This window comes from Frisingicoccus sp., assembly GCF_048388605.1.
Taxonomy (GTDB): Bacteria; Bacillota; Clostridia; order Lachnospirales; family Lachnospiraceae; genus Frisingicoccus.
On record NZ_DBGCTU010000038.1, the window covers coordinates 38,810 to 64,162 of the forward strand.

The 25,353-nt window shown below is 46.5% G+C and carries 22 protein-coding genes; 20 read left to right on the forward strand and 2 right to left on the reverse strand.

Features of this window, described 5'->3' with window-relative positions; translation table 11 throughout:
* Positions 1-65 precede the first annotated feature (65 nt).
* The 3 genes from rpoN (at position 66) to ACMN7X_RS09840 (ending at position 3,760) form a co-directional block, all read left to right on the forward strand.
* The gene (gene rpoN / locus ACMN7X_RS09830; RefSeq protein ID WP_418747292.1) at positions 66-1,436 is read left to right on the forward strand and encodes an RNA polymerase factor sigma-54; all 1,371 of its coding nucleotides are present in this window, start codon (positions 66-68) and stop codon (positions 1,434-1,436) included.
* Between the two features lie 171 nt (positions 1,437-1,607).
* Entirely contained in the window at positions 1,608-2,774 is a 1,167-nt protein-coding gene (locus tag ACMN7X_RS09835; RefSeq protein ID WP_418747293.1) for an alanyl-tRNA editing protein, read from the forward strand.
* Positions 2,775-2,800: 26 nt separating this feature from the next.
* Positions 2,801-3,760 (forward strand): D-2-hydroxyacid dehydrogenase, encoded by a 960-nt coding sequence (locus ACMN7X_RS09840; RefSeq protein WP_418747294.1) that lies wholly within the window; start codon positions 2,801-2,803, stop codon positions 3,758-3,760.
* A 37-nt stretch (positions 3,761-3,797) separates the two neighbouring features.
* On the opposite strand, the gene ACMN7X_RS09845 is transcribed toward ACMN7X_RS09840, so the two are convergent.
* Positions 3,798-4,505: a DUF421 domain-containing protein gene (locus ACMN7X_RS09845; protein ID WP_418747295.1), complete on the reverse strand. Its 708-nt coding sequence runs from the start codon at positions 4,503-4,505 to the stop codon at positions 3,798-3,800.
* Positions 4,506-4,599: 94 nt separating this feature from the next.
* Here ACMN7X_RS09845 and yqeC point away from each other — a divergent pair, with 94 nt between their 5' ends.
* From yqeC to ACMN7X_RS09925, 16 genes are all read left to right on the forward strand, one after another.
* The gene (yqeC, locus tag ACMN7X_RS09850; protein ID WP_418747296.1) at positions 4,600-5,280 is read left to right on the forward strand and encodes a selenium cofactor biosynthesis protein YqeC; all 681 of its coding nucleotides are present in this window, start codon (positions 4,600-4,602) and stop codon (positions 5,278-5,280) included.
* Positions 5,277-6,083, forward strand: a complete 807-nt coding sequence (yqeB, locus tag ACMN7X_RS09855; RefSeq protein ID WP_418747297.1) for a selenium-dependent molybdenum cofactor biosynthesis protein YqeB — start codon at positions 5,277-5,279, stop codon at positions 6,081-6,083. Before yqeC ends, yqeB begins: the two co-directional genes overlap by 4 nt.
* Positions 6,084-6,092: 9 nt before the next feature.
* On the forward strand, positions 6,093-6,920 hold the full coding sequence (locus tag ACMN7X_RS09860) for an FAD binding domain-containing protein (RefSeq protein WP_418747298.1): 828 nt from the start codon (positions 6,093-6,095) through the stop codon (positions 6,918-6,920).
* A 13-nt stretch (positions 6,921-6,933) separates the two neighbouring features.
* Positions 6,934-7,434 (forward strand): (2Fe-2S)-binding protein, encoded by a 501-nt coding sequence (locus ACMN7X_RS09865; RefSeq protein ID WP_418747299.1) that lies wholly within the window; start codon positions 6,934-6,936, stop codon positions 7,432-7,434.
* Between the two features lie 40 nt (positions 7,435-7,474).
* The gene (locus ACMN7X_RS09870; RefSeq protein ID WP_418747336.1) at positions 7,475-9,718 is read left to right on the forward strand and encodes a xanthine dehydrogenase family protein molybdopterin-binding subunit; all 2,244 of its coding nucleotides are present in this window, start codon (positions 7,475-7,477) and stop codon (positions 9,716-9,718) included.
* Positions 9,715-10,308 (forward strand): nucleotidyltransferase family protein, encoded by a 594-nt coding sequence (locus tag ACMN7X_RS09875; protein ID WP_418747300.1) that lies wholly within the window; start codon positions 9,715-9,717, stop codon positions 10,306-10,308. The genes ACMN7X_RS09870 and ACMN7X_RS09875 overlap by 4 nt, the downstream gene beginning before the upstream one ends.
* On the forward strand, positions 10,308-11,465 hold the full coding sequence (locus tag ACMN7X_RS09880; protein WP_418747301.1) for an aminotransferase class V-fold PLP-dependent enzyme: 1,158 nt from the start codon (positions 10,308-10,310) through the stop codon (positions 11,463-11,465). The genes ACMN7X_RS09875 and ACMN7X_RS09880 overlap by 1 nt, the downstream gene beginning before the upstream one ends.
* A gap of 15 nt (positions 11,466-11,480) precedes the next feature.
* On the forward strand, positions 11,481-12,458 hold the full coding sequence (locus ACMN7X_RS09885; protein ID WP_418747302.1) for an XdhC family protein: 978 nt from the start codon (positions 11,481-11,483) through the stop codon (positions 12,456-12,458).
* A 19-nt stretch (positions 12,459-12,477) separates the two neighbouring features.
* Complete coding sequence (locus tag ACMN7X_RS09890; RefSeq protein ID WP_418747303.1) at positions 12,478-12,858, forward strand: RidA family protein; 381 nt, start codon at positions 12,478-12,480, stop codon at positions 12,856-12,858.
* Between the two features lie 272 nt (positions 12,859-13,130).
* Positions 13,131-13,973, forward strand: coding sequence for a 3-hydroxybutyryl-CoA dehydrogenase (locus ACMN7X_RS09895; protein ID WP_418747304.1), 843 nt, complete (start codon positions 13,131-13,133; stop codon positions 13,971-13,973).
* A gap of 162 nt (positions 13,974-14,135) precedes the next feature.
* Entirely contained in the window at positions 14,136-15,431 is a 1,296-nt protein-coding gene (locus ACMN7X_RS09900) for an adenylosuccinate synthase (RefSeq protein ID WP_418747305.1), read from the forward strand.
* 307 nt (positions 15,432-15,738) lie between these two features.
* Positions 15,739-16,902: an ABC transporter substrate-binding protein gene (locus tag ACMN7X_RS09905; protein WP_418747306.1), complete on the forward strand. Its 1,164-nt coding sequence runs from the start codon at positions 15,739-15,741 to the stop codon at positions 16,900-16,902.
* Between the two features lie 125 nt (positions 16,903-17,027).
* Complete coding sequence (locus tag ACMN7X_RS09910; protein WP_418747307.1) at positions 17,028-17,879, forward strand: ABC transporter permease; 852 nt, start codon at positions 17,028-17,030, stop codon at positions 17,877-17,879.
* Positions 17,876-18,676: an ABC transporter permease gene (locus ACMN7X_RS09915; RefSeq protein ID WP_418747308.1), complete on the forward strand. Its 801-nt coding sequence runs from the start codon at positions 17,876-17,878 to the stop codon at positions 18,674-18,676. The genes ACMN7X_RS09910 and ACMN7X_RS09915 overlap by 4 nt, the downstream gene beginning before the upstream one ends.
* A 14-nt stretch (positions 18,677-18,690) precedes the next feature.
* Positions 18,691-19,698 carry an ABC transporter ATP-binding protein gene (locus ACMN7X_RS09920; protein ID WP_418747309.1) on the forward strand — a complete coding sequence of 336 codons (1,008 nt, stop codon included), beginning with the start codon at positions 18,691-18,693 and terminating at the stop codon, positions 19,696-19,698.
* Positions 19,699-19,862: 164 nt separating this feature from the next.
* Positions 19,863-20,504, forward strand: coding sequence for a hypothetical protein (locus ACMN7X_RS09925; protein ID WP_418747310.1), 642 nt, complete (start codon positions 19,863-19,865; stop codon positions 20,502-20,504).
* 95 nt (positions 20,505-20,599) lie between these two features.
* Here the strand turns inward: ACMN7X_RS09925 and ACMN7X_RS09930 are convergent, their stop codons facing one another.
* Positions 20,600-21,697 (reverse strand): pyridoxal phosphate-dependent aminotransferase, encoded by a 1,098-nt coding sequence (locus ACMN7X_RS09930; protein WP_418747311.1) that lies wholly within the window; start codon positions 21,695-21,697, stop codon positions 20,600-20,602.
* Positions 21,698-21,803: 106 nt separating this feature from the next.
* Here ACMN7X_RS09930 and ACMN7X_RS09935 point away from each other — a divergent pair, with 106 nt between their 5' ends.
* Complete coding sequence (locus ACMN7X_RS09935; protein WP_418747312.1) at positions 21,804-25,346, forward strand: DUF5717 family protein; 3,543 nt, start codon at positions 21,804-21,806, stop codon at positions 25,344-25,346.
* The last annotated feature ends 7 nt before the right edge of the window (positions 25,347-25,353 follow it).

Consider the following 25,353-nt stretch of genomic DNA (forward strand, 5'->3'; position numbering starts at 1 on the left):
TTTGCCATCTTGAAGAAAATGAGGTATAATAGAAGGCGAGGTTATAGAAAAGGTATGGTGAATTAATGGATATTCGATTGTCGGTGACTCAAAATCAAATATTGTCTCAAAAAATGATACAATCGATGGAAATACTTCAGATGAGTTCTCAGGAATTGAATGAGTATATTAAAGAGGTTGCATTGGAAAATCCTGTGGTTGATATTGAAGAAGCCTATGAGACGCCGGACAAGGCGGCGGATTTGGTGAAAAAGCTGGAATGGCTGGATTCGATTGACGAGCGAAACCGTATTTATTACCGCCAGGAATATAGCAGCGAGGATGCGAATGACAAGCGGTTAATGGATTACAGTGAGAATATGGGCGAAGAATTGTCAGAATATGTGATGGACCAGTTGTTGACTGTGGAATTGACGGATCTGCAGTATGATGTCATACAGTTTATGGTTTACTCTCTGGATTCCAAAGGGTATATGGAGGAAGATCTGGAGGAGGTCGCCGCCCGCTTTGGCACGGATGTTGCCTTTGTTGAAAGCCAGTTAAAACTTTTGCAGAGTTTGGATCCGGCGGGTGTCTGTGCCAGAAATCTTCGGGAATGTCTGCTTTTGCAGCTGGACAGGGAGGACGAAGAGGATGAGGTGGCGCGGAGGATCGTGTCGGATTATCTGGAATTGCTGGGAAAAAATCAGCTCCATGTTATCAGTAAAAAATTAAAGCTGCCGATGGAGCGGATTATCGAGGCCTGTAATCACATTAAGGAATTGAATCCGAAACCGGGCAGTGGTTTTGACGCCAGAGGTCATTTAAAATATATTACGCCGGATGTTACGGTGGTGAAGCTGGCCAATTATTATGAGATATTGTTGAATGAGTATACATATCCAAAGATAGGTATTAATCATTTCTATAAGCAGATATTGGAAAGCGAATCATCAAAAGAAACGCAGACATATATTATAGATAAGATCCGTCAGGCCGAATGGATTCAGAATTGTATCGGGCAGCGAAATTCCACATTAATGCGGGTCGCAAAATGTATTGTGGATTATCAGGCGGATTTCTTTAAGTCGGGGACCGGTCATCTGAAACCGTTGAGGCTCCAGGATGTGGCCGAGATTCTTGAAGTTCATGAATCTACAGTCAGCCGTGCGATTCGAGATAAACATCTTCAATGTTCCTGGGGGATTTTCCCGCTGAATTATTTCTTCTCGAAGAGTATTGCCGCTGGGAACAGCAGTGGTAAGATCACCACGGAGCAGGTGAAAAAGCTGATGGCTGCGATTATCGAGGAAGAGGACAAAAAGAAACCGCTGAGTGACCGTGTGATAACGGAACGGCTTGTAGAGCGGGGCGTGAAAATAAGCCGCCGGACAGTGGCGAAATATCGGGAAGAAATGGGCGTTAAAGACGCCAGCGGTCGAAAAAGTTTTCAGTAGATAAAGACGGATTGATTTAAAGGGACACATTTTTATGGATTTTTTCAGAAGTGGGAGAATTCGTGAGAATGTGTCTTTTTGCGTTTGACGTTCATTAAATCGAATTGACGGGGGCAAAGATTGGGCGTATAATTTTTTCAAGAATTCAGGAAAAAACAGGAGTATGACGATATGACAGATAAATTATATGAAAAAAATCCATATATTCGGGAGTTTGACGCCCGGGTGACAGAATGTGAGGCAAAGGGGGACATATATCGGATATGCCTGGATAGATCCGCCTTTTTTCCGGAGGGCGGCGGCCAGCCGGGAGACAGGGGATGGCTTGGCGACGCGGTGATTTCCGACACCCATGAGAAGGCTGGAAAGGTATGGCATTATGCGGACAGGCCTTTGGAGATTGGCTCGGAGGTCCGGGGACGTCTGGACTGGGCGTTCCGATATTCAAATATGCAGAATCATGCGGGGGAACATATTGTTTCCGGGTTGATCCACGGAAAATATGGCTGCGATAATGTGGGATTCCATATGGGCAGTGAAGCGATCACGCTGGATATTAACGGTGAGCTGACGGAAGAGCAGGTGCGGGAAATAGAAATGAAAGCCAATCAGGCTATTCAGGAAAATGTTCCGATACAGGCGGTCATACCTCCGAAGGAGGAGCTTGCCCGAATGAATTATCGAAGTAAAAAAGAGTTGGACGGGGATGTGCGGATCGTGGAGATTCCCGGCTATGACCGGTGTGCCTGCTGCGGAACCCATCCGTTCCGCACAGGAGAGATCCGCCTGATTAAAATTTTATCCGTGCAGAATTATAAAGGCGGGGTGCGGATCTCTATGCTTTCGGGGAATCGGGCTGTGGATGATTATATGGAAAAACACGACAGTGTAGTTAAAATATCCCATCTGCTGTCGGCAAAAACCGGGGAGATTTCCGGTGCGGTGGAACGTCTTCAGAAAGAGATCGGCGATTTGAAATTTAAAATGGTTCAGATGAAACGGGAAATGATGGCGGTAAAAGCGGAAAACGCGGCGGTTTCGGGAAATGCGGTCTGCGTTTTGGAAAACGATCTGGAGGGAAGCGATTTGCGGGAATATGCCAATCTTCTTTCAAAACGGGCTGAGCGGGTGCTTGTTTTATCCGGCGGCAGCGATAAACGATATCGCTATGTATTGATCGATGCCGGGCGGCAGGCCAGGATCTATGGCAAAGAAATTCAGAAACTGTATGCGGGAAAGGGCGGCGGCTCCGATCAGATGATCCAGGGAACGCTGGCCGGAGATGCGGCGGCGGTACGACAGTGGTTTGAGACGGCCGACATCTCAGAAAGAATGTGAAAACCGGGCAGAGGGAGGAGAAAATAATGCACCAGATTGTTGTTTTAGACGGTTATACATTAAATCCGGGGGATTTATCCTGGAAGTCTTTGGAGGATATCGGCGAAGTCCGTATTTATGATCGGACAGAGGCAAAGGATATCCCGGAACGTATCGGGGATAGCGATATTGTGCTGACAAATAAAACTGTGCTGACGGAGGAAACATTGAAAGCCTGTCCGACTGTCCGGTATATTGGCTGTATGGCGACGGGCTATAATGTCATCGATGTGGCGGCGGCAAATAAACTGGGAATGACAGTGACAAATATTCCGGCTTATGGAACAGAAGCGGTCGCCCAGTTTACAATGGCTCTTCTTCTTGAGATCACATCCCGTGTAGGTATGCACTCGGAGGCGGTAAAGCAGGGACAGTGGTCAGCCTGCCCGGATTTTTGCTTCTGGAATGCGCCGCTCATGGAGCTTGCCGGAAAAACGATGGGTATTATCGGTTATGGGGCGATCGGACAGTCGGTGGCGCGGAAGGCGGAAGCTTTTGGAATGGAAGTTCTGGCTTATCGGCGGACGCCGGACAGATCGATGGAAACGGAACATTGCCATATGGTTTCCATGGATGAAATTTACGAGAAATCGGATATAATTACGCTTCATTGCCCGTTGACGGCAGAAAATGAAGAAATGATCAATCGAGAAACGATCGGACGGATGAAAGACGGCGTTATTTTATTGAATACGGGCCGGGGAAAATTAATTTGTGAGGCTGATCTGCGGGACGCTCTGAACAGCGGTAAAGTGGCCGGAGCCGGTGTGGATGTTGCTTCCGTGGAGCCGGTACATCCGGATAATCCGCTGCTCCAGGCAAAAAATCTCTGGATGACGCCGCATATTGCATGGGCGCCGAGAGAGACAAGGCAGCGGCTGATGGATATTCTTGTGTCGAATATTAACGCATTTTTGGACGGCCATCCGGTGAATGAGGTTCATTGAGGCATCAGGCCATCGGGAGAGAAAAACCGCGGGTGTGTCAGGCAAGAATATCCGGTGGAATTTCATCCTTTGCATAGGGATAGACGGTGAATTTCTGATTTAAGTCGCAGGTTGCCAGAAATACGTCTTTCACATTGGAAATGCCATAGGTTTGGAGCTGGCTTTTCAGCCATTTCTCATCTTTGCCGGAAGCCCTGAGATTTCCCGGCATAATGTGTCCGTCGATGATGAGGGTGGCGACGGGAGCATCCGTGTCCGGCATCAGCTGCATATCCTTTGGCGTTAACGGACGGCTGCTGCTTTTCGGAAGAAAGCTGATATGCCCGTTTTCTTCCAGAATGGCGGATTGAAGCTGAGATATATCAAAATATCCATTGACACGGCATTGAGCCAGAAATTCATTAATATCGATTTTTGCTTTGCGGAAATTTTTTTCAAAAAGTTTTCCGTTGTTCAGCAGGAGGGTTGGTTTTCCTGCGATAATTCTTCGGGCCCGGATGGATTTACTGCTCCACCAGGATAAGAGAATGGCGGCGAGAGCATAGACGATCATGGCAACCAGCGGTTCGACAAAGCTGTCATCCAGCGAAGTGGCCATTTCGGCGGCGATATTTCCGATAGTGATGCCGTTGACGTAATCAAACATGCTCATCTGGGAGAGCTGCCGGTATCCCATCAATTTGCATAAAACAAAAAGTTCGACAATCGATGCGATGGATAGTACAATAATATAAAGAACCTGCATAGAAACACTCCTTTTCTTTCGAGAGAACTTATTTTATGGAGAATAGTATGTATCAAATGCAGGAAAAGTATGCTAAAATAGGAAGGAATTCATAATGAAGATTTATGGATCGCCGGGCAGCAGCTTTTTAGAACTTACCGGTTTGGACACAGTTCCGGCACCGGTGATTTCTCTGGTTGGCGCCGGAGGCAAGACAAGCCTGATCTATGAAATATCCGGAGAATTTTCAAGTCGAAAAATTCATCACGGGGTTTTCACAACAACACATATGTGGCCGGTGTCGGCATCGGCTTTCCGGCATACTTTGGGCAGTCGGACATCATCCGGAAAGACGGGGCCTCCAAAAGAGGAAGACATACAGAAATTATTCGCGGAGAAAATACCGGTTTTAATCGAAGCGGACGGTTCACGGGGATTTCCGTGCAAAGCGCCGGAGGCATGGGAGCCGGTATTAAGAGAAGAGACGACCCACGTGTTGGGGGTGATCGGCGCCGCATGTCTCGGAAAAACGGTTGCCGGGAGCTGTCACCGCCCCGGACGGGTCATGGAGCTTTTAAAATGCGGCCCGGAACACAGGCTGACGCCCGGGGATTTGGCTGAGCTTGGGGCCAGTCCATTGGGACTGAAAAAGAATGTGAAGAAGGGACAATGGTTCGGCATTGTCATTAATCAGGTGGATACAGAGGGGCTGTATCGTGAGATCAAACAGATAAGAGAACAATTTTATCAAAAAGGGATCGAGCATGTCTTTTTTGCGAGAATGATCGATAAATGAAATGGAGAACGGTGATGGAGGTATTGATCAAAGGGGCCGGAGACCTGGCAACGGGTATCGGATGGCGGTTGGTTAGAGCCGGATACACGGTGTGGATGACGGATCTGGAGATTCCCACGGCCGTCCGGCGAAGCGTTTCATTTTCAAGGGCTGTCTATGAAGGCGAGGCCGAAGTTGAGGGCATCCGGGCAAAATTTGCGAAAAATTTTGAGGACGGAAGAAGGATAGCTTCCGAAGGACTTATCCCGGTGTTTGCGGATGGGGAGGCAAAGATTTTAAAATCTCTCAGACCGGAAGTCCTTGTGGACGCGATTATGGCAAAGAAAAATATTGGAACAAAGATAGATGATGCGGCGCTGGTGATCGGCGTGGGGCCGGGGTTCACGGCCGGCGCAGACTGCCATCGGGTGATTGAGACAAAGCGGGGGCATTACCTTGGGAGAGTTATCGATTCCGGCAGCGCCATACCGAATACGGGTGTTCCGGGAAATATCGGCGGTTATACGGTGGAACGGATTATCCGGGCAGCCGGAGATGGACGTTTTGTCCCCCTTGTGGATATCGGCGATACGGTGGAAGCGGGGCAGACAGTGGCTGTGTCGGGCAGCCTGCCTGTAAAAGCGCGGATTTCGGGAATTGTCCGTGGGATCCTGCAGGAAGGGGTATATGTGACAAAGGGAATGAAAGCCGGAGACATTGATGCCCGATGTGAAAGGAATCATTGTTTTACCATATCAGATAAGGCCAGAGCTATCGGCGGCGGAGTCCTTGAGGCTGTCTGCGGTTGGGAGCATGGAATATAGGAGGAAGAGATGTATACCATACAAGGCTATGTAAAAGTAAAGAGCCTGGAGGAAGCTTACGAATTAAATCAGAAGAAAAGCTCAGCGGTGATCGGCGGCGGAATGTGGCTGCGTCTTGGCAGCCGGGCTATCGGGACGGCTATAGACTTGAGTGATTTGGAGTTGGATCGAATCGAGGAGACAGAGGATGAATTTATCATCGGCTGTATGACTTCTCTGCGGAATATTGAATGTCATGAGGGATTAAACCGATATTTTCATGGAATGATGAAGAATATGTTAAAGGGGATCGTCGGCACTCAATTTCGCAATATGGCAACCATCGGAGGAAGTCTGTATCAGCGGTTTGGTTTTTCAGATCCTCTGACAGCGTTTTTGGCGCTGGATACAACGGTGGAAATGTATGCCGGAGGCATGATTCCTCTGGATGAGTTTGTTTCCATGAATTATGACAGAGATATTTTAGTGAGAATTCATGTAAAGAAGGATGGCCGTCGGGCGGCGTATCAGAGCTTTCGGAATACAAAAACAGATTTTCCGGTGCTTGCCGTCGGCGCGTCCAGAATGGCCGATACATGGAAGGTTACGATCGGAGCCCGCCCGGCCAGGGCAGTGACTGCGGAGAATTCGGAAAAACTGTCGGACAGATTGGCCGGAGATTTGCCGGAGGAAGCGGTCGAAAGAGTGATTCGGGAGTTTGCGTCGGAGGTCAGCGAAAAGGTGCGTTTCGGAAGTAATATGCGGGCCGGCGGCGAATACCGCCGGATGTTGTCGGAAGTGCTTATTTACAGGGCAGTGAGGGATATCCTGTCCCAATCGGAAGAGCAGGAAATGTAGAGGTGGGGCGGATATGAAGATAAAGCTTTGGATAAATGATAAAATATATGAAGATCATATTGAACCGGATCTGATGTTGATAGACTATCTCAGGGATAAGGGGTTTAAAAGCGTCAAATGCGGCTGTGATACGACAAACTGCGGACTGTGTACGGTCTATATGGACGGAAAAACTGTATTATCCTGCGCCGTTCCTGCTGCGAGGGCTTCCGGGCATCGGATCACGACTCTGGAGGGCATGGCAAAGGAAGCGGAAGAATTTGCCCGTTTTATGGCGGCCCAGGGCGCAGAGCAGTGCGGCTATTGCAGTCCGGGATTGATCATGAATGTGCTGGCAATGGCAAAGGAGTTAAAAAATCCGACAGAGCAGGAGATCAAAGAATATCTTGCCGGAAATCTTTGCCGCTGTACCGGTTATGAAGGCCAGTACCGGGCAATCCGCAATTACCTGGGGGCAACTCAGGCCGATTATCAATTGTTTGGAAAAGGGGAGGTCATTGAAGGTGTCCGATAAAAAATCTTATATCAACCAGCGGGTCGTAAAAAAAGACGCAATGGCTTTAATGGCCGGAAAACCTTTATTTACTGATGATTTAACGACAAAGGATTATCTGATCGTCAAGGCGCTTCGAAGTCCCCATGCCTTTGCGAAAATTGTGTCCATCGATACTTCCGGGGCAAAACTTGTTCCCGGAATAGAATGTGTGCTTACTTATAAAGATGTGCCCCGTATTCGTTTTACAGAGGCAGGTCAGACTTATCCTGAAGCCAGCCCTTACGACCGCTATATTTTGGAAGATGTGGTCCGCTATGTGGGGGACGAGGTCGCCCTGGTCGCGGGAACGACAGAAAAGGCAGTCAACAAAGCCCTGAAATTGATCAAAGTCAACTATGAAGTGCTTACGCCGGTATTGGATTTCCGGAAGGCAAAGGATAATCCGATTGTGATCCACCCGGAGGAGGACTGGACTGCCATGATGCCGGTTGGCGGAGACAACCGGAGAAATCTCTGCGCAACGGACGGTTACACCGATGGGGATGTGGAGGCCGTGCTGGCAGAGTGTGTTTATGTGGTGGAAGGCACCTATCATACGCTGGCAAATAATCAGGCGATGATGGAGCCCTTTGTGACAAGCACAACGCTGGATGCCTATGGCCGGCTTGTGGTGACAAGCGCGACCCAGATTCCTTTTCATGTCCGGCGGATCGTTGCCCGGGCCCTCGGGATCCCGAAATCGAAGGTGCGGGTGATCAAGCCGAGGATCGGCGGCGGCTTTGGCGCCAAGCAGACGGCTGTGTCGGAGGTTTATCCGGCGATCGTCACCTGGTTGACGGGAAAACCGTGTAAAATGATATTTACCCGGCAGGAAGTTATGATCGCCTCCACTTCAAGGCATGAAATGGAAGTGACTGTCCGGGTGGGCGCGGATAAAAACGGACGACTTCAGGCTATTGATCTATATACATTGTCAAATACAGGGGCTTATGGCGAGCATGGCCCGACGACTGTCGGCCTTTCCGGTCATAAATCCATATCCCTTTACGGGCCGTTAAAGGCCAGCAGGTTTACGGCGGATGTGGTTTATACAAACACTATGTCGGCCGGCGCTTACCGGGGCTATGGAGCTACTCAGGGTATTTTTGCGCTGGAATCGGCGATGGATGAGCTGGCGGCGAAAATGGGCATGGATGCCATGAAGCTTCGCGAGATAAATATTATTCAGGAAAATATTCCTGTTGCTTCATATTATGGAGAGACTTTCCAGTCGGTCGGCCTGCAGCGATGTCTGAAAAAGGCGAAAGAAATGATCGGATGGGATGAAAAATATCCGGCGAAGGATATGGGCAACGGCAAAGTCCGGGCCGTCGGCGGCGCATTGGCCATGCAGGGCTCAGGCATTTCCGGTGTGGACCAGGCAGCGGTGGAGCTCCGTCTTGGCGACGGGGGCACTTATAATCTTCTGATCGGCGCAACAGATATGGGGACGGGCTGTGATACCATTCTGGCCCAGATGGCGGCGGAATGTCTGGAGTGTGATCTGGATAAAATATCGGTTCACGGCGTGGACACGGATGTTTCACCCTATGATACGGGTTCCTATGCGTCCAGCACGACCTATGTGACCGGGGGTGCGGTGATTAAAACCTGCGAGACCCTGAAGAAAAAAATGGCGGCTCTGGCCGCCGAGAAGATGGATTGTTCCATCGACCATGTGGAATTTGACGGCTCCCGTTTTTATTCGACAGAGGATGAGAAGGAAATCTCATTGACGGATCTGGCAGATGCCAGTCATTTTAACCGAAATGATGTGATGAGCGCATCGGAAAGCTTTACATCGCCTGTATCGCCGCCGCCTTTTATGGCCGGAATCGTTGAGATTGAGCTGGATAAGGAAACGGGACAGGTGGAGGTTATCGATTATGCGGCCGCGGTGGACTGCGGAACGCCGATCAACCGGAATTTGGCCAGGGTTCAGACGGAGGGCGGTATTGTTCAGGGCATCGGCATGGCGCTTTTTGAGAATATACAGTATCGGGATGACGGCATGATGATGAATAACTCTTTTATGCAGTATAAGATTCCGACACGAATCGACATGGGAAGAATACGTGTGGAATTCGAGAGTACCTATGAACCGACAGGTCCTTTCGGGGCGAAATCCATCGGTGAAATCGTCATTAACACACCGTCTCCGGCGTTGGCCAATGCAATTTATAATGCCTGCGGCGTCCGGCTTCGCGAGTTGCCGATGACGGCTGAGCGGATTAAGATGGGCATGGTCGCCCTGGAAAAATGATGAATATCGGCATTATTTTGTTGGCAGCGGGTGAAGGAAAGCGCTTTGGCGGCAATAAACTGACGGCCCTGTTGAAGGGAAAGCCGATGTACTTATGGACCCTTGAGAAATTGGAGGGGTTGGAGACAGCGATACCTCCGGTGGTTGTGACCGGGGTGCCGGAGATTATTTCGGCGGCAGAGGACCGGGGCATGATCGCTGTGTGGAACCGGGAGCCGGAGCTTGGAATATCCCATTCTATCCGCTTGGGAATCTGCAGGGTCGGGCAGCTGTGTCCGGAGATTGAGGGGATTCTTTTTATGGTCTGCGACCAGCCCTGGCTGAAAAAACGGACGCTGATCCGCATGCTGTCCGAGTTTACCGGTGGAATATTGGCTGTGAGGAATGGAAAAAACACAGGAAATCCGGTCATATTTTCACACATATATATGGAAGAATTGAGTCGGCTCACCGGGGATACGGGAGGACGCCGGGTATTGAGTCGGCATATGGAGGATGTTCGGTTTCTGGAGGTTGATGACAGCCGGGAACTTCAGGATATTGATACATGGGAACAATTAAAAATGTCAGAGAGACAGGAGGAAAATTAATGGATACAATTTATATGAACCAGTTGGCATCCCTCGTGCCAAAGGGTGAAGGGGTGGAAGAGGCTATGGCAGCGGCGGCTGGCATGGATATATCTGAAATTCAGAAAATGGCCGATGAAACAAGAGCTGAGTTAAATAAATTATTTCATGGGCCGGGGGCAGAGTCTGTGGTCTTTACACCGGGTGTCGGCGCTGCTTTGGATGCTGTGATCCGGGCGCTTTTTAAGGATGGCGATCATGTGCTGATCTCATCTATGGAAAGCGACGATGTGATGAATGCGCTGAATGATATTGGCCATGAGGCGGACAATGGTGTTTCCGGCGGTGTGGAATATACACGGATGCCGTGCAATGAGAAGGGACAGCTTGTTTTATTTGACCCGTTAAAGGGAGAAAAGGGCTTTGACGCGGTGGAAAAGCTGCTTCGGCCAAATACGAAGGCTGTGATCGTGAACCATGCTTCAGAGGTCAGCGGAACCATTTTGCAGGCAAAGGAAATTGCTGAGTTTGCCAGAAGACATGGGCTGCTTGTGATCGTCAACGTGGCTCAGACGGCCGGCTGTGTTCCGATTTTTATGAATATATGGGGCGTTGATGTGATGACCTTCTCCGGCGGCTATGGACTTTATGCGACGGAAAAAATCGGCGGCTTTGTTGCCAGTGAGCGGGCTGCGGCGCTGCTTGGCGGCGCGGATATGCGGGAAAAATTTGAGCAGGATCCGCTGGATGCGGCATCTATTGCAGGTCTTCACAGGGCTTTTAGATTTATTGAGGAAAAGACCCTGCATACGCTCAGCAGTATGGGTCGTCAGAGAGTGGAACAGTTTATCCGTAAAATTCAGCATGTCAATGGCGTGCATATTATCGGGCCGGGATATAAGGACCGGATTCCGGTAATCTCGATTCAGACGGATTTTATGGAAGAAACAGAGCTGGAGGAAACATTGAAGAATGAATATGGCATTGTGATTCAATCCGGCCTGCATCATGCGCAGGAAGCGCATAAGACGCTGGGGACATATCCGAGAGGAACCGCCAGATTTTCATTTAACTATTTTAATACGGAAGAAGAAGTTGAAAAATTAACACAGGCATTATGGCAGCTTACGGTGCGGAGTGATAAAGTATCGGATGTAAAGCGCATGCCGAAGGAATAGAAACGAGTGTTTGTGATGCAAAACGTATATTCAGACTTGTTGAGCATATTGCGGAGCGGTCAGCCGGCAACCTTATATACGCGAAAAACAGGAGATGGCCGGGCTGAAAAATGGGTCGAATCGGGAAATGCCGGTTCAGCGGAGAAAAACGCCGATTTCCAGGAGTATTATATGCCGGAAGAACGGCTGATCATCCTCGGCGGCGGCCATGTATCGCGCCCTCTGGCTCTTTTTGGAGCAGAATGTGGTTTTGCGGTGACAGTAGTTGATGACCGGCCTTCCTTTGCCGGCCGAGACCGGTTTCCGAAGGCCCGGCAGGTGCTGTGTGAAAGCTTTGAGCGATGTTTTGATAAATTAAATATAACATCCGGCGATTATGTGGCGGTGGTGACCAGGGGACACCGTTATGATATGGATTGTCTGCGCGCCTTGCTTTCCGGGAAAGAGCCGGCCTATATGGGCATGATGGGCTCCAGGCGGCGGGTATCGGAGATCAGGAAAGTTCTGTTGTCGGAAGGTTACGGGGAAAAGGCCATTGACAGTATTCATATGCCGATCGGACTGCCGATCGGTGCCCTGTCTCCGGCGGAGATCGCCGTATCTGTTCTTGCGGAGATGATCCAGAAACGCCGGGATAACCGTCTTCCCGTGGAAAAAGCTGCCGCGGATGCGGATTTTCGAGTTCTTGAAAAGCTGGCTGCGGAAAACGGCCCCTGCGCAGTGGCAACGGTGCTTTCAACTAAGGGCCCGACGCCGCGGCAAAGCGGCGCCAAGATGATTGTCTATCCGGGAGGAAAAATTTACGGAAGTATCGGCGGAGGCTGTGCTGAGGCCGCGATCATACGGGAAGCTCTTCATTATATAGGAAGTGACAGATGCACGGTAAAGACCGTGGATATGACGAAGGATGTCAGTGAGGAGGATCTGATGGCCTGCGGAGGCGTTATGGATGTATTTATTGAAGGCAGCAATGTAAAGACATATATAGAGTGACAAAATGGAGGTAAATGAAATGACGAAAACAGTAATTAACGCAAAAAAAGCACCGGCGGCCGTAGGGCCATATGTACATGCGGTAAAAGCGGGGAATCTGGTATTTACTTCGGGACAGATCGGCCTGATTCCTGAGACGGGTGTTCTGGCGGAAGGCATTGTTGCCCAGACAGAGCAGGTATTAAAAAATCTTGGCGCTGTTCTTGAGGAAGCCGGTCTGAGTTATGAAGATGTGATCAAAACCACGGTTTTTCTCGATGATATCAATGACTTTGCAACGGTCAATGAGATTTATGCAAAATATTTTATCGGGGATGCCCCGGCCCGCTCCTGCGTGGAGGTTGCTGCTCTTCCAAAGGGCGCTCTCATTGAAATCGAGGTCATCGCGGCAGAAAAATAGGCGAATATTTTTCGGTATTTCAGGTGTTATATCTAAAAGTTGTTAATTTGATAACAACGGGTAAACCTTGATTATGCACAAAAGTTATTGAAAATCAAACTAAAAGTTGTGGATAATAGCGAAATAATACCTTTACTTTTCGGACAAATTGCGGTAGAATGAAGTTGGTAGCAAACAGTAATAGGAAAAAGAAGTTAAAAAAATGTCAAATTTGCTGTTCGCACTAAAAAACAGAAAACAATATACCAAACAATTCACAGTAGGAGGGCACTATGAAAAAAGTATTTATTGTGGGCGCAGGACAGATGGGACTTGATATCGGACAGGTTATGGCTAAGACAGGATATCAGGTAGTATTTAATGATATGTCCGAAGAAATTCTGGCAACTCAGGTTGGAAAACTTGAAAAAGGCCTTGACAAGATGGTTTCCAAGGGGAAAATGACAGAAGAGAAAAAAGCAGATATCATGTCTAAAGTTTCTACCTCTGTTTCCTTAGATGCAGCAGCAGATGCTGACCTTGTTATTGAAGCAATCGTTGAAAATGTACAGGTTAAAAAAGATCTGTTTGCAAAACTTGATGCACTCTGCAAACCGGAGACAATTTTAGCAACGAATACATCTTCTATTTCCATTACAGAAATCGCATCCGCTACAAAGCGTGCGGATAAAGTCATCGGTATGCATTTCTTCAATCCGGCAACAGTGATGAAGCTGGTTGAAGTTATCAATGGATTAAATACATCCAAAGAAACCTTTGATACAATTTATGAATTGTCTAAAGAAATCGGTAAGGACCCAGTAGAGGTTAAAGAAGGACCTGGATTTGTTGTTAACCGTATCCTTATTCCGATGATCAACGAGGCCGCTATTGTTCTTGAAGAAGGACTGGCTTCCGCAGAGGATATTGATAAATCCATGAAACTTGGATGCAATCATCCGATGGGACCTTTGGCTCTCGGCGATTTGATCGGCCTGGATACATGTTTACACATCATGGATACTTTCTATGCTGAAACATGTGATTCCAAATATCGCGCATCCCGTCTGATGAGACAGATGGTTCGCGGCGGAAAGCTTGGAAGAAAGACAGGCGAAGGATTCTTCAAATATTAATTCTTTTATTGAATAAGAAATGTCTCGCGGTCAGGGAAATTTCCCTGACCGCATTTTTTTAGCTTTACTTTTTGTTGTTTATAGCATAAAATGTAAGAGTATGTAAACGCAGCTTAGTTTACAACTGTTGTACGAATACTTTTAAGGAGCTGAGATTTTATTATGGTTAAAGCAATCGTTGGCGCAAACTGGGGAGATGAAGGAAAGGGTAAGATTACCGATATGCTTGCAGAGGAATCGGATATCATTGTCAGATTCCAGGGCGGAAGCAATGCAGGACATACGATCATTAATGATTATGGAAAATTTGCTCTTCATATTCTTCCGTCGGGCGTGTTTTATAACCACACCACCAGTGTTATTGGAAATGGCGTGGCCCTGAATATTCAGAATTTGGTTAATGAGATTGATTCTCTGGTAAAACAGGGAGTTCCGCAGCCGAAGGTGCTTGTGTCCGATCGGGCACAGATTCTTATGCCGTACCATATTCTGTTTGACCAGTATGAGGAAGAACGTCTGGGAGGCAAATCCTTTGGCTCCACAAAATCCGGTATTGCACCATTTTATTCCGATAAATATGCAAAGACAGGTTTCCAGGTGAATGAGCTTTTTGATGATGAGGCTGTATTAAAAGAAAAAGTTTACCGGGTGCTTGAAACAAAAAATGTACTTGTAGAGCATTTATATCATAAGGCTCCGATAGATCCGGAAGAGATATTCCGGGAACTTTTGAAATACAGAGAGATGGTTCGCCCGTTTGTATGTGATGTTTCCGTATTTTTGCGGGATGCCATTAAAGCAGGCAAGAAGATTTTGCTTGAAGGACAGCTCGGCTCATTAAAGGACCCGGATTTTGGTATTTATCCGATGGTAACGTCTTCTTCCACGCTGGCTTCCTATGGCGCGATCGGCGCCGGGATTCCGGGATATGAGATCAAAGATGTTGTCACTGTTGTCAAGGCCTATTCCAGCGCGGTAGGCGCCGGGGAATTTGTTTCTGAGATCTTTGGCGCTGAGGCCGATGAGCTTCGCCGTCGGGGCGGAGACGGCGGTGAATTTGGAGCGACAACCGGGCGGCCGAGACGTATGGGCTGGTTTGACGCTGTGGCTTCCAGATATGGATGCCGGATGCAGGGAGCAACCGAAGTGGCGTTGACCGTTCTGGATGTTCTCGGATATCTGGATGAACTGCCGATCTGTATCGGATATGAGATTGACGGTAAAGTGACACGGGATTTTCCGCCGACACCGCAGCTTAAAAAAGCAAAACCGGTATATACGACTTTGCCTGGCTGGAAGACGGAAATTCGCGGTATTACAAAATATGAAGACCTTCCGGAAAACTGCCGGAATTATATCGAGTTTATCGAAAAAGAGCTGGAGGTTCCGATCACTATGGTTTCCAATGGTCCGGGACGGCATGAGATCATTCATCGTCAGAGCAGTCTGACAAAATAAATTTCATAAAATATAAAAGGCATAAAGGCGTGTCGCGAAGCGCCCTTATGTCTTTTATTTTTTCACGGAGTATATGATTAAAGAAAATTGTGAAAATTTAGACAAATAAGGCGAAATATGTAAAACAGGTTAAAAATACCAAAAGATTATGAAAAATAGACAATAATTGGTTTACAATTCATACAATTTATGTTAGAATAGCAATGACGGATAGAGCTGGAGAGAGAATGTCATGGGTATTCCTTTCTGCTCTTTTTATGGTTTATAAGGACTTTTTAATATAGGTCCAAAAAAAGGAGGAGAAACTATGAAAAAGATGACTAAGAAATCATTGGCAGTTGCTTTAACTGGAGCAATGTGCCTGGCTTTGGTTGGCTGCGGCGGCGGAGAAAAGAAAGAAACAACTGCCGAGACAACTGCCGAAACAACTGCCGAAACAGGCGGCGAGACAACAGCAGCTGCTGAAGGCGGCGAGGATCTGAACGCTTTGAGCCTGGAGGAACTTACTGAAAAGGCAAAAGCAGAAGGCCATGTTGAATCCGTTGGTATGCCTGATGAATGGGCTGACTGGGGTTCATTATGGACAGCAATGAGTGAAACTCACGGTCTCACACATAATGATACCGATATGAGTTCTTCTGAGGAACTTCAGATGTTCGCAACAGAAGGTGAGAACGGCACAAAGGATATGGGTGATGTTGGATACGGTTTTGCAGGACAGGCTGTTTCCGAAGATCTTGTTCAGGGATATAAGACTTCCTATTGGGACAGTGTTCCGGACTGGGCTAAAGGCGAAGACGGCAAGTGGATGGTTGCATACACAGGTGTTACAACATTCCTTGTAAATACAGAGCAGGTTGAAAATGTACCGACATCCTGGCAGGATATCCGTGAAGGCGACTACAAAGTTGCCCTTGGACCTCTTACCGGTGGTAACGCACAGGGCGCATTTATCGCTTCCGCATATGCATTCGGCGGCGATATGAACAATCTTGAGCCGGCATTTGAATTCTGGACAGAGATGGCAGAAGCAGGCAGAATCAATACACTGGATATCACACAGGCAAACTTTGAATCCGGTGAGATCGCAGTTGGCGTTGTATGGAGCTTCCAGGGTATTCCTTACAGCAAGAACATCAGCCAGTATAAGATGACAGCAGTTGTTCCTTCTGACGGTTGTCTTCAGAACGGATACGCTTCTGTAATCAACAAATATGCACCGCATCCACATGCAGCAGCTCTTACAAGAGAAGTTATGTTCAGCGATGAGGGACAGACATATCTTGCACTGGCAGGTGCTATGCCTACAAGAGAAGATTTTGAAATCGCAGAAGAATATGCTGACCAGGTTATCAGCAAAGAAGATATCGCGGATGCAGTTCTGATCTCAGATGCAGATACTTATTCCGCAGCTTGTGAAACAGCTAAAACACGTTGGGAAGAAGAAATCGCTCCATTACTTGTACAGTAACTATTTATAATCTAATCGAAACATATGGGGGTGCAAATTCCTGCACCCCCATTTTTAGATTAGAGAATAAGGCTCTGGCGCATCCAGATAAATAAAATGATAGCATCAGACAGGAGTTGAATTGAATGAAAAAGAAAACGTACATCTATTTACTTGCGTTAGTGCCATTCTTGCTTGTTGCGTTACTCTATGAAATCGTACCGTTGATCACGGTTGTTTTGAAGAGTTTCCGGCCGGATGGGGGAACGGGCTTTACGCTGGAAAATTATCAGGCTGTTTTTTCAAAACTGATTTATCAGAAGGCGATTCTTAACAGCTTGAAGATATCCCTGACATCTGCGATCGCAGGTATTATCATTGCCTTTCTCGGGGCTCGGGCCGCGCATCAGCATCAGGGGAAATTAAATAATATATTTATGACCGTGTTGAATATGGTCTCCAATTTTGCCGGTATTCCACTGGCCTTCGCTTATATGATTCTTTTGGGCAATGCCGGGTTGATTGTAAGTATCGGTAAAGAATTCGGCATTGACATGTTGGCTAATTATAATTTGTATACAATGAATGGCATGAGCCTGATTTACATATATTTCCAGATTCCGTTGTCCACGCTTCTTTTGATACCGGCATTTGACGGTGTACAGAAGCAGTGGAAAGAGGCATGTACACTTTTAGGCGGCACGCCGGGACTTTTCTGGAGAAAAGTCGGTATTCCTGTGTTAATGCCGAGTATTCTCAGCACTTTCAGTGTTTTGTTTGCTAATGCTCTGGCCGCTTATGCAACGATTTACGCGTTGATGATGGACAACATTGCCCTTCTGCCGGTTCAGATCGCAGGCTGCTTCACCGGTGAAGTAAAGATACGTGCCGGCCTCGGCGGCGCATTGTCTGTTGTGATGATGGTTATCATGGTCATTATGATTTTGATTACCAATGCTTTGAGCAGAAGATTCCAGAAGGGAGGCAATAGAAAATGAAGAAAAAAAGCGCAGGTTCTATAGCTGTTATGCTTATTGTTATGATTTATCTGTTGATTCCGCTGGTAATTTCCATTATCTATTCGATGTTCCATAAATGGACAGGCATACTGCCGGAGGGATTCAGTCTGGACAACTATACATCTTTGTTTTCAGATGCCAATTTCCTCTCATCGGTGGGACGTTCCATTGGAATGTGTATCGTTCCGATCATATTGACGATCATTATTGTTTTACTGGCGTTGTTCGTAACAACCATTTATTTTCCGAAACTTGAGAAGTATGTGCAGATCATTTGTATGATTCCATATACGATTCAGGGTGTTATTCTTTCTGTCAGTATTTTGTCCTTATATGTAGGAACGAAATCCATTTTAAGTAATCGACTGGTTATGCTGATGGGTGCATATTGTATCGTTATTCTGCCTTATATTTATCAGGGTATCCGAAACGGTATGCGGGCAGTGAATATGCTGACATTGATTGAAGCGGCAGAGATGCTTGGAGCTTCCAAGATTTATGCTTTCTTCAGAGTCGTTGTGCCGAATATTATCTCAGCGATTATTGTATCGTCACTTTTGGCCGTTGGTATTATCTTTGGTGATTATGTTCTGATTCGAAATCTTGCCGGAACTTCGGCTCCGAATATGCAGATATTCCTCTATCAGACAATGAAGAGTGATAGTACAAAGGCAAGTGCAGTATTTGTAATTATTATGTTTGTAACTTTCGTAATTACAGCAATTGTATTATTCCTGAAGAGCCGTGAAGGCAGAGGAAGAGCACAGAAAAAATAAAGGAGTGATGAGAAATGTCGTATATTCGATTTGAAAATATAACTAAAAGTTTTGGGAAAAATGAAGTTTTAAAAAATATTAATCTGGAAGTTGAAAAAGGGCAGCTTGTAACACTTCTCGGGCCTTCGGGCTGTGGAAAAAGTACATTGCTCCGTTGTCTGTCCGGTTTGGAAACCGTAACCTCCGGTAAGATTTATCTGGATGGCAAGGATATCACCGATGTGAATCCGAAGGACAGAGATATCGGTATGGTTTTCCAGCAGTACAGTCTTTTCCCGAATATGGACGTGGCGCAGAATGTGGCTTTCGGCTTAAAGTTAAAGAAAGTACCTCAGGAGGAGATCACAAAGCGGGTTGAAGAGATGGTAGACATTGTCGGTTTGTCCGATCACCTTCATCATTATCCGTCTGAAATGTCCGGCGGTCAGCAGCAGCGTGCTGCCCTGGCCCGCGCGATGGTGACCCATCCGAAGGTATTGCTTCTTGATGAGCCGTTATCAGCCATTGACGCACTGCTTCGTCATTCTCTTCAGGTGGAAATTCGCCGTATCCAGAAGGAAATGGATATTACTGCAATTTTCGTAACCCATGATCAGGATGAAGCGATGGTTATGTCTGATGTGATCCATTTGATGTATAAAGGGCAGATTGAACAGTCGGCAGCTCCGACTCAGATGTACACCCAGCCGGTATCCAAGTTTGCGGCTACCTTTATCGGTCATTATAATATTATGCCGATGGAAGATTTCAAGAAATTAACCGGAAAACAGGCAGATGCAAAAGATGTGGCTTTCCGCCCGGAAATTGTGGAGATCAGCACGCAGCCGATCGAAAAAGAAGGACATCTGACAATGAAAGGCAGAGTTTCTGTCAGCCTTCCGCATGGTAATGTTCTTCGTTATGCCGTTCTCTGCGGCGACAAACAGGTGGATGTGGATGTATTGTTTAAGAAAGCAACGCTGATTGAAAACAATACGGATGTTTATCTGTCCCTTAAAGAAGACGATTGTATTTTCTTATAATTTTTACAGAAAAAGCTGTGGCTGCGGCCGCAGCTTTTTTTTTCGATTCTTTTTATAAATTCTTCAGTATTTAAACATCATTTTTTCACATCTTTCGAATATAATGATAAGAGTAGAGAAGGTTAATGGGGAAATACTTTTGGAAAGGGTGGATATAATAATTAATGGACAGAGAAGTTTATTATGAGAACAACAATGTTCTTAATGTGAAAGATTATGAAAAAATGATAGAGACTATTCAGGATACACCGGGAAACAGGCTGAGTAAGGTAGACAGAGTTCGAAAAATATATTTTAACGATGAAATTAATTATCTTGAGGATGGATTGGATGCTGAATCTGACGATAAGGATGTTTACTGTATTGTTATGGTGAATTTTGATACGGAACATTTAATGGTTGAGCGGAAAAGCCGGAGAAGCGGGATGATCTATAAGGATTATGCTCCGATTACGGCCGGGGAGTGCCGGAGAATTTTCAGGGGTGATGTCCGTTGGCTGAAAGAGAGCCGGTATCCGCTGCTTAAGAATCTGTATCTGGAGATCACGGTCAATCTTCGCAGGATAGGCGTTGTCGTTGATTATGAACGTCAGAGATTTAAAGTGCATAACAGTAATGATTACATAGAATTTGATTTGTCGGTTCGTTCAATCTATGGGCGGAAGGGCGATCTGCTGGCGGATCAGTTAGATATGAAGGAACGGCTGGATGCGGGGCATGTCATTATGACTTATAAACAGAGTATTCATATTCCGCCGATCTTCAGATCAGTGCTGGCGCTGGCGCCAAAGGCCGAGGGGTGTTGAGGCTGAAACCTTTATGCTTTAGAGAAATTTGAATAAAAATTTTCAGGGAGAGCAGGACTTGAGAAAGTCCGCCCTCCCTGTTTTTATGGCAAAAGTTATCCGAGCAGTTTCTCGATCACACGCAGCAATTCATTGTTTTTATCCGGCATCATAATGCAAAAGCGGAAGTACTTGTTATTTAAAAACGGAAAATCGGAGCAGTCGCGGATCATCAGCTTTTCCTGAATGGCGGCCTCGAAAACATCCATTGCCGTTACATCCTCTTTAAGAATTTTGAGAAGGATGAAATTGGCCTTCGGCGCATAGTAGGCAACTCCGGCGAAACTGTCCAGTTTTCGGCAGATTCGTTCTCTCTCGGAGGAAATGAGACGGCGGGTTTGGGCAATGTATTCCTCATCCGTGAACATAATTTCTCCCGCGATGGCGGCCAGAGTGTTGATGGCCCAGGGATCCTGGCGCCCAACGACTTCTTTGACTAAATCCCGGTTGCCGCAGACCGCATAGCCGAGCCGAAGCCCCGGAGCGGCGAAAAACTTGGAAACGCCCCGGAGGACGATGATATTATTATAATACTGGGACAGGGGAATTGCCGTGATATCCTGCAGGTTTTCAGTAAATTCCACATAGGTTTCATCCACGAGAACATAAATGCCGTTTTCCTTGCATATATCCAGGATCTGCCGCATATCGGAGCGGGAGATCGCTGTGGATGTCGGATTGTTCGGATTACATAGGATCAGCAGATCAATGGTTTCATTTAATTGTTTGGCGAGTAAGTCCGCATGGACGGAAAATCCATGGCTTTCATCTAAACGATAATACCGGGAGGTTCCTCCGGCCAGTGTGACTTCGCGCTCATATTCGGAATAGGTTGGCCCGAGAATAAGCGCTTTGTGCGGTTTTAAAATCTGAATAAACAGGGAGATCAATTCGGTGGAACCATTGCCCACAATAATATTTTTAAAATCTGTATCTACATAGGAGGCAATACATTTTCTCAGGGAGGTATACTCTCTTTCCGGATAGCCGGTGATGGCGTCGATGCGTTCGGCAAGGGCACAGCGCAGCTTCGGAGAAATGCCGATCGGATTTACATTGGCTGAAAAGCTGGTAATTTCTTCCCTCGGAATATGGTAGATCTCCTCGATCTTCTCAAGGTCGCTGCCATGAAAATGTTCGGTTTTCTGTGTCATAATATTACTCCTCATCACTTTTTGTTGCACCAATATTCATTGTAGTGGTATAATCTATATTAGTACATTTCATTTAAAAATGCAAATGATAAACAGGAGAGAAACATTGAAAGAAAAGATAAATTTATTGTCTAAGGGAATATTTGAATATGGGTGTCCGGACATTCACGTTTCCGAATCGTCTATCTATCTGGAGGTTGAGTCGGGCAGCTGTTTTTCCGGTGAATTTCGAGTTTATTCGACCAATGGAATTGATGTGCGGGCGAAGGTCTTTTCTTCGAATAAACAGATGCACTGTGTGGAGACGGATATTATCGGAACAGATAATGAGATTCATTTTACTTTTTCTGCGGAGAATATGGAGCCGGGGGACAAGGCGGAAGGCCACGTCAGCATTATAAGCAACGGCGGTGAGATTCAGGTGCCTTATGCGGTGTCGGTGCGTTCTCCTTATTGTATGACCAGCATCGGCGAAGTCGGAAATCTGGAAGAGTTTTCAAGGCTGGCTTCGGAGCAATGGCAGGAGGCAGTGAATCTTTTTAAATCCGAAGATTTTCCAAGGGTTTTTCTTGTAAATAAAATCCACGCGCATATTTATGAGAAGTTGATGAAAAGCCGGAATATCAATCAGGCGCTGGAAGAATTTCTTTATACCCTAAAGAAAAAACAAAAGGTGACGATCTCGGTCACACAGCGGGAGATCATTCAGAATAATCTGTCGGAAGCTCTCAGTGACAAGTTGGTTTTGGAAAAGAATACATGGGGCTATCAGGAAATTTTTATTTATGCGGAGGGAGATTTTTTAAGCGTTTATAAAAAGCGGCTGACGACCCAGGATTTTCTGGGAAGTTATTATGAGCTTGAGTATTTTATCAATCCGGAATTTTTGAAACGGGGCCGTAATTACGGCCGTATTGTATTGTCCACTTTTTCCCAGTCCATTGAGATTAAGGTATGCTGCTATCAGGATGTTTTCAGGGATGAGGAAGAGCCTCATGGCTCAATCCGAAGCAGTATATGCCGTATTGAACGGCGGTATCTGGATTGGAAGGCCGGAAGGATCCCGATGGATGTTTGGAGCCGGGAGACGAGAGAAGATGTGGACTGCTGCAGGAATAACAGCGATGATGTCTGCTACGCTCTTTTGGAGGCTCATTTTTTGCTGACTGTCGGAGAGGAAAACAGTGCAAAGGAGGTTATCGGACAGATTAATGGCCGGGAGCTCCGAAGAAACTCTCTTTTGGAATATTGCTATTATTTATATATTACATCTTTATACCGCAAAGAACCGGATTATACCCACTATGTGATTCAGCGGATGTGGGAGTTTTATGAGGGCCAGTGCGACCGGTGGGAACTTTTATGGATCTTACTCCAGTTGGATGATCGTCTGGCTAATGGCGGAATTCATACCTTTAAGCGGATGAAGGCAGAATTTGACCGCGGCTGCCATAGTCCGCTCATATATCAGGAGGCATTGCGTCTGGCCAATGAGGACCCGTCCATGGTGCGGGAACTGGATGCTTTTGAGTCGCAGCTTCTGCATTGGGGAACCCGCTATGGTCTGCTGAGCCCATCGCTGATGTATCAGTTTGCGGATCTGGCCGTACGGCAGAGAAGATATCAGCCGTTGGTTCTCAGGGCAATGATGCGGCTGTGTGAATGTTATGAAAACAGAGAACTTCTGGCGGCTGTCTGCAGTATGCTTATTAATGAACATGCGATTGATAAAAAATATAACGAGTGGTATCTGAAGGGAATCCGCCATTCGCTGAAATTGGCAGGCTTATATGAATTTTATATGTACTCTTTAGATGAGGAGACGGTGAAGGAACTCCCGACAGCGGTACTTTATTATTTTAATTATAATAATCAGTTGGATTGGAAACGGAAGGCCTTTTTGTACCGGTATATTGTCCGGCATCGCCAGAGTCTGGAGCGGATCTATCATTCCTATGAGAATATCATGAAGGCGTTTACCTATGAACAGCTCAGTCTGGGTCATATAGACAGTAATCTTGCCGAATTATATAAATTTTATATTACCCGTGATAAGATGAACAGTAAGCTGGCCCGGGAATTGCCGGATATTATGTTTAAATATCAGATCAGCTGCGAGCATCCGGGAATTATCAACGCGATAGTTACGATGCGGGAGGTGGACAGGGAATTTGTCTATCCGGTGGAAAAGGGAAAAGCCTATGTCGACATTTTCATGGATGAATATAATATCGCGTTTGAGGATATGGAGGGCAATCGTTATATACGTACCGTTGATTTTTCAATGGAAAAAATGATGGATGAGTCAGAGTTTATTAAGGATTGCTATGAATTGTGTCCTGAAAATATAAAGGTGCTTATGAACCGAAGTGAACGGGCGCTGAAATATCAGATGATTGATGATACATCGATTGAAATCTTTAAGCGGACATTAAAGATTCATTACATCGGAAATGAGTACCGCAAGAATATTTTAAAGAATCTCATAGATATTTATTATGAAAATTATGAGGGCGAGACGCTGGAGAAATATTTGATCCGGCTGGATATCCACCTGCTTGGAAGCGAGGAGCGGGGAAGTATTATTGAATATTATATTCAGCGGGGCTTCTATGAGAAGGCCTTTGAGGCCATCAGTGAATACGGCTATGAAAATATCAGGGATAAACGGCTGATGCGCCTGACCTCTCGAATGATCCGCAAACGGAATTATGAGGAGGACGCCCTTCTCCTGGAGATGGCCTTTTATGCCTTTAAAGCCGGTAAATATGATGAAAGTATTCTCGAATATCTGAATCGGTATTACATGGGGACAACAAAAGATTATATGGATATCTGGCAGGCGGCTGTCGGCTTTGAGGTGGAAGTTCATCAGCTGGAAGAAAAGATGCTCTGTCAGGTGTTGTTTACGGAGGATATGGTGGAGGAGAGCAGTCCGGTGTTTGATTCCTACTATCGGATGCGTCCGAATATCAAAATTGTCCGGGCCTATCTCGCTTACAATGCTTATCGGTGTCTTGTGAAGAATCGGGAATTAAAGGAAAATATTTTCCGGTATATGGAGATCGAGATGGATCAGATGGAGCGTGGGCGTGATGTCTGCAGCCTGGCTATGTTGAAATATCTCTCGGATCATCCGCAGAGTGAAAGCGCCTATGACGGATGGATCTGCCGTGAGGTGCGCCGGTTTTTGAGCCGGGGTGTTATGCTTCCGTGGTTTAAGTCTTTTATGAATCTGACGGATATTCCGCAGGAATTGGTGGATAAGGTGTTTGTGACCTATACAACGAATCCGGAGCATACGGTGAAGGTGCGGTATCGGATTGAATCCGATTCCCGGAGCAGTGAATGGAAAGAAGAAAACATGCAGAGTGTATATGGCGGCATTTTCATAAAATCCTGGGCATTGTTTGCCGGAGAAAAGCTGTCCTGGCAGGCTTTGGACGATGATGGAGAGGACATTATCGTGTCTGAAGTGCAGGAAGTTTATCCGGAGGCTGATGGGGAACGGCCGCTGTTCAGCGGTATAGATTACATTAATCGTATGATTCTTCAGAAGGATTTCAACGATTATGACGCGCTGTATCGGACAGCCTGCGAATACAGCCGGAGAAAGTCGGTTGCGGGCGAAGTCTTTGAATTACTTTAGAGAAGAG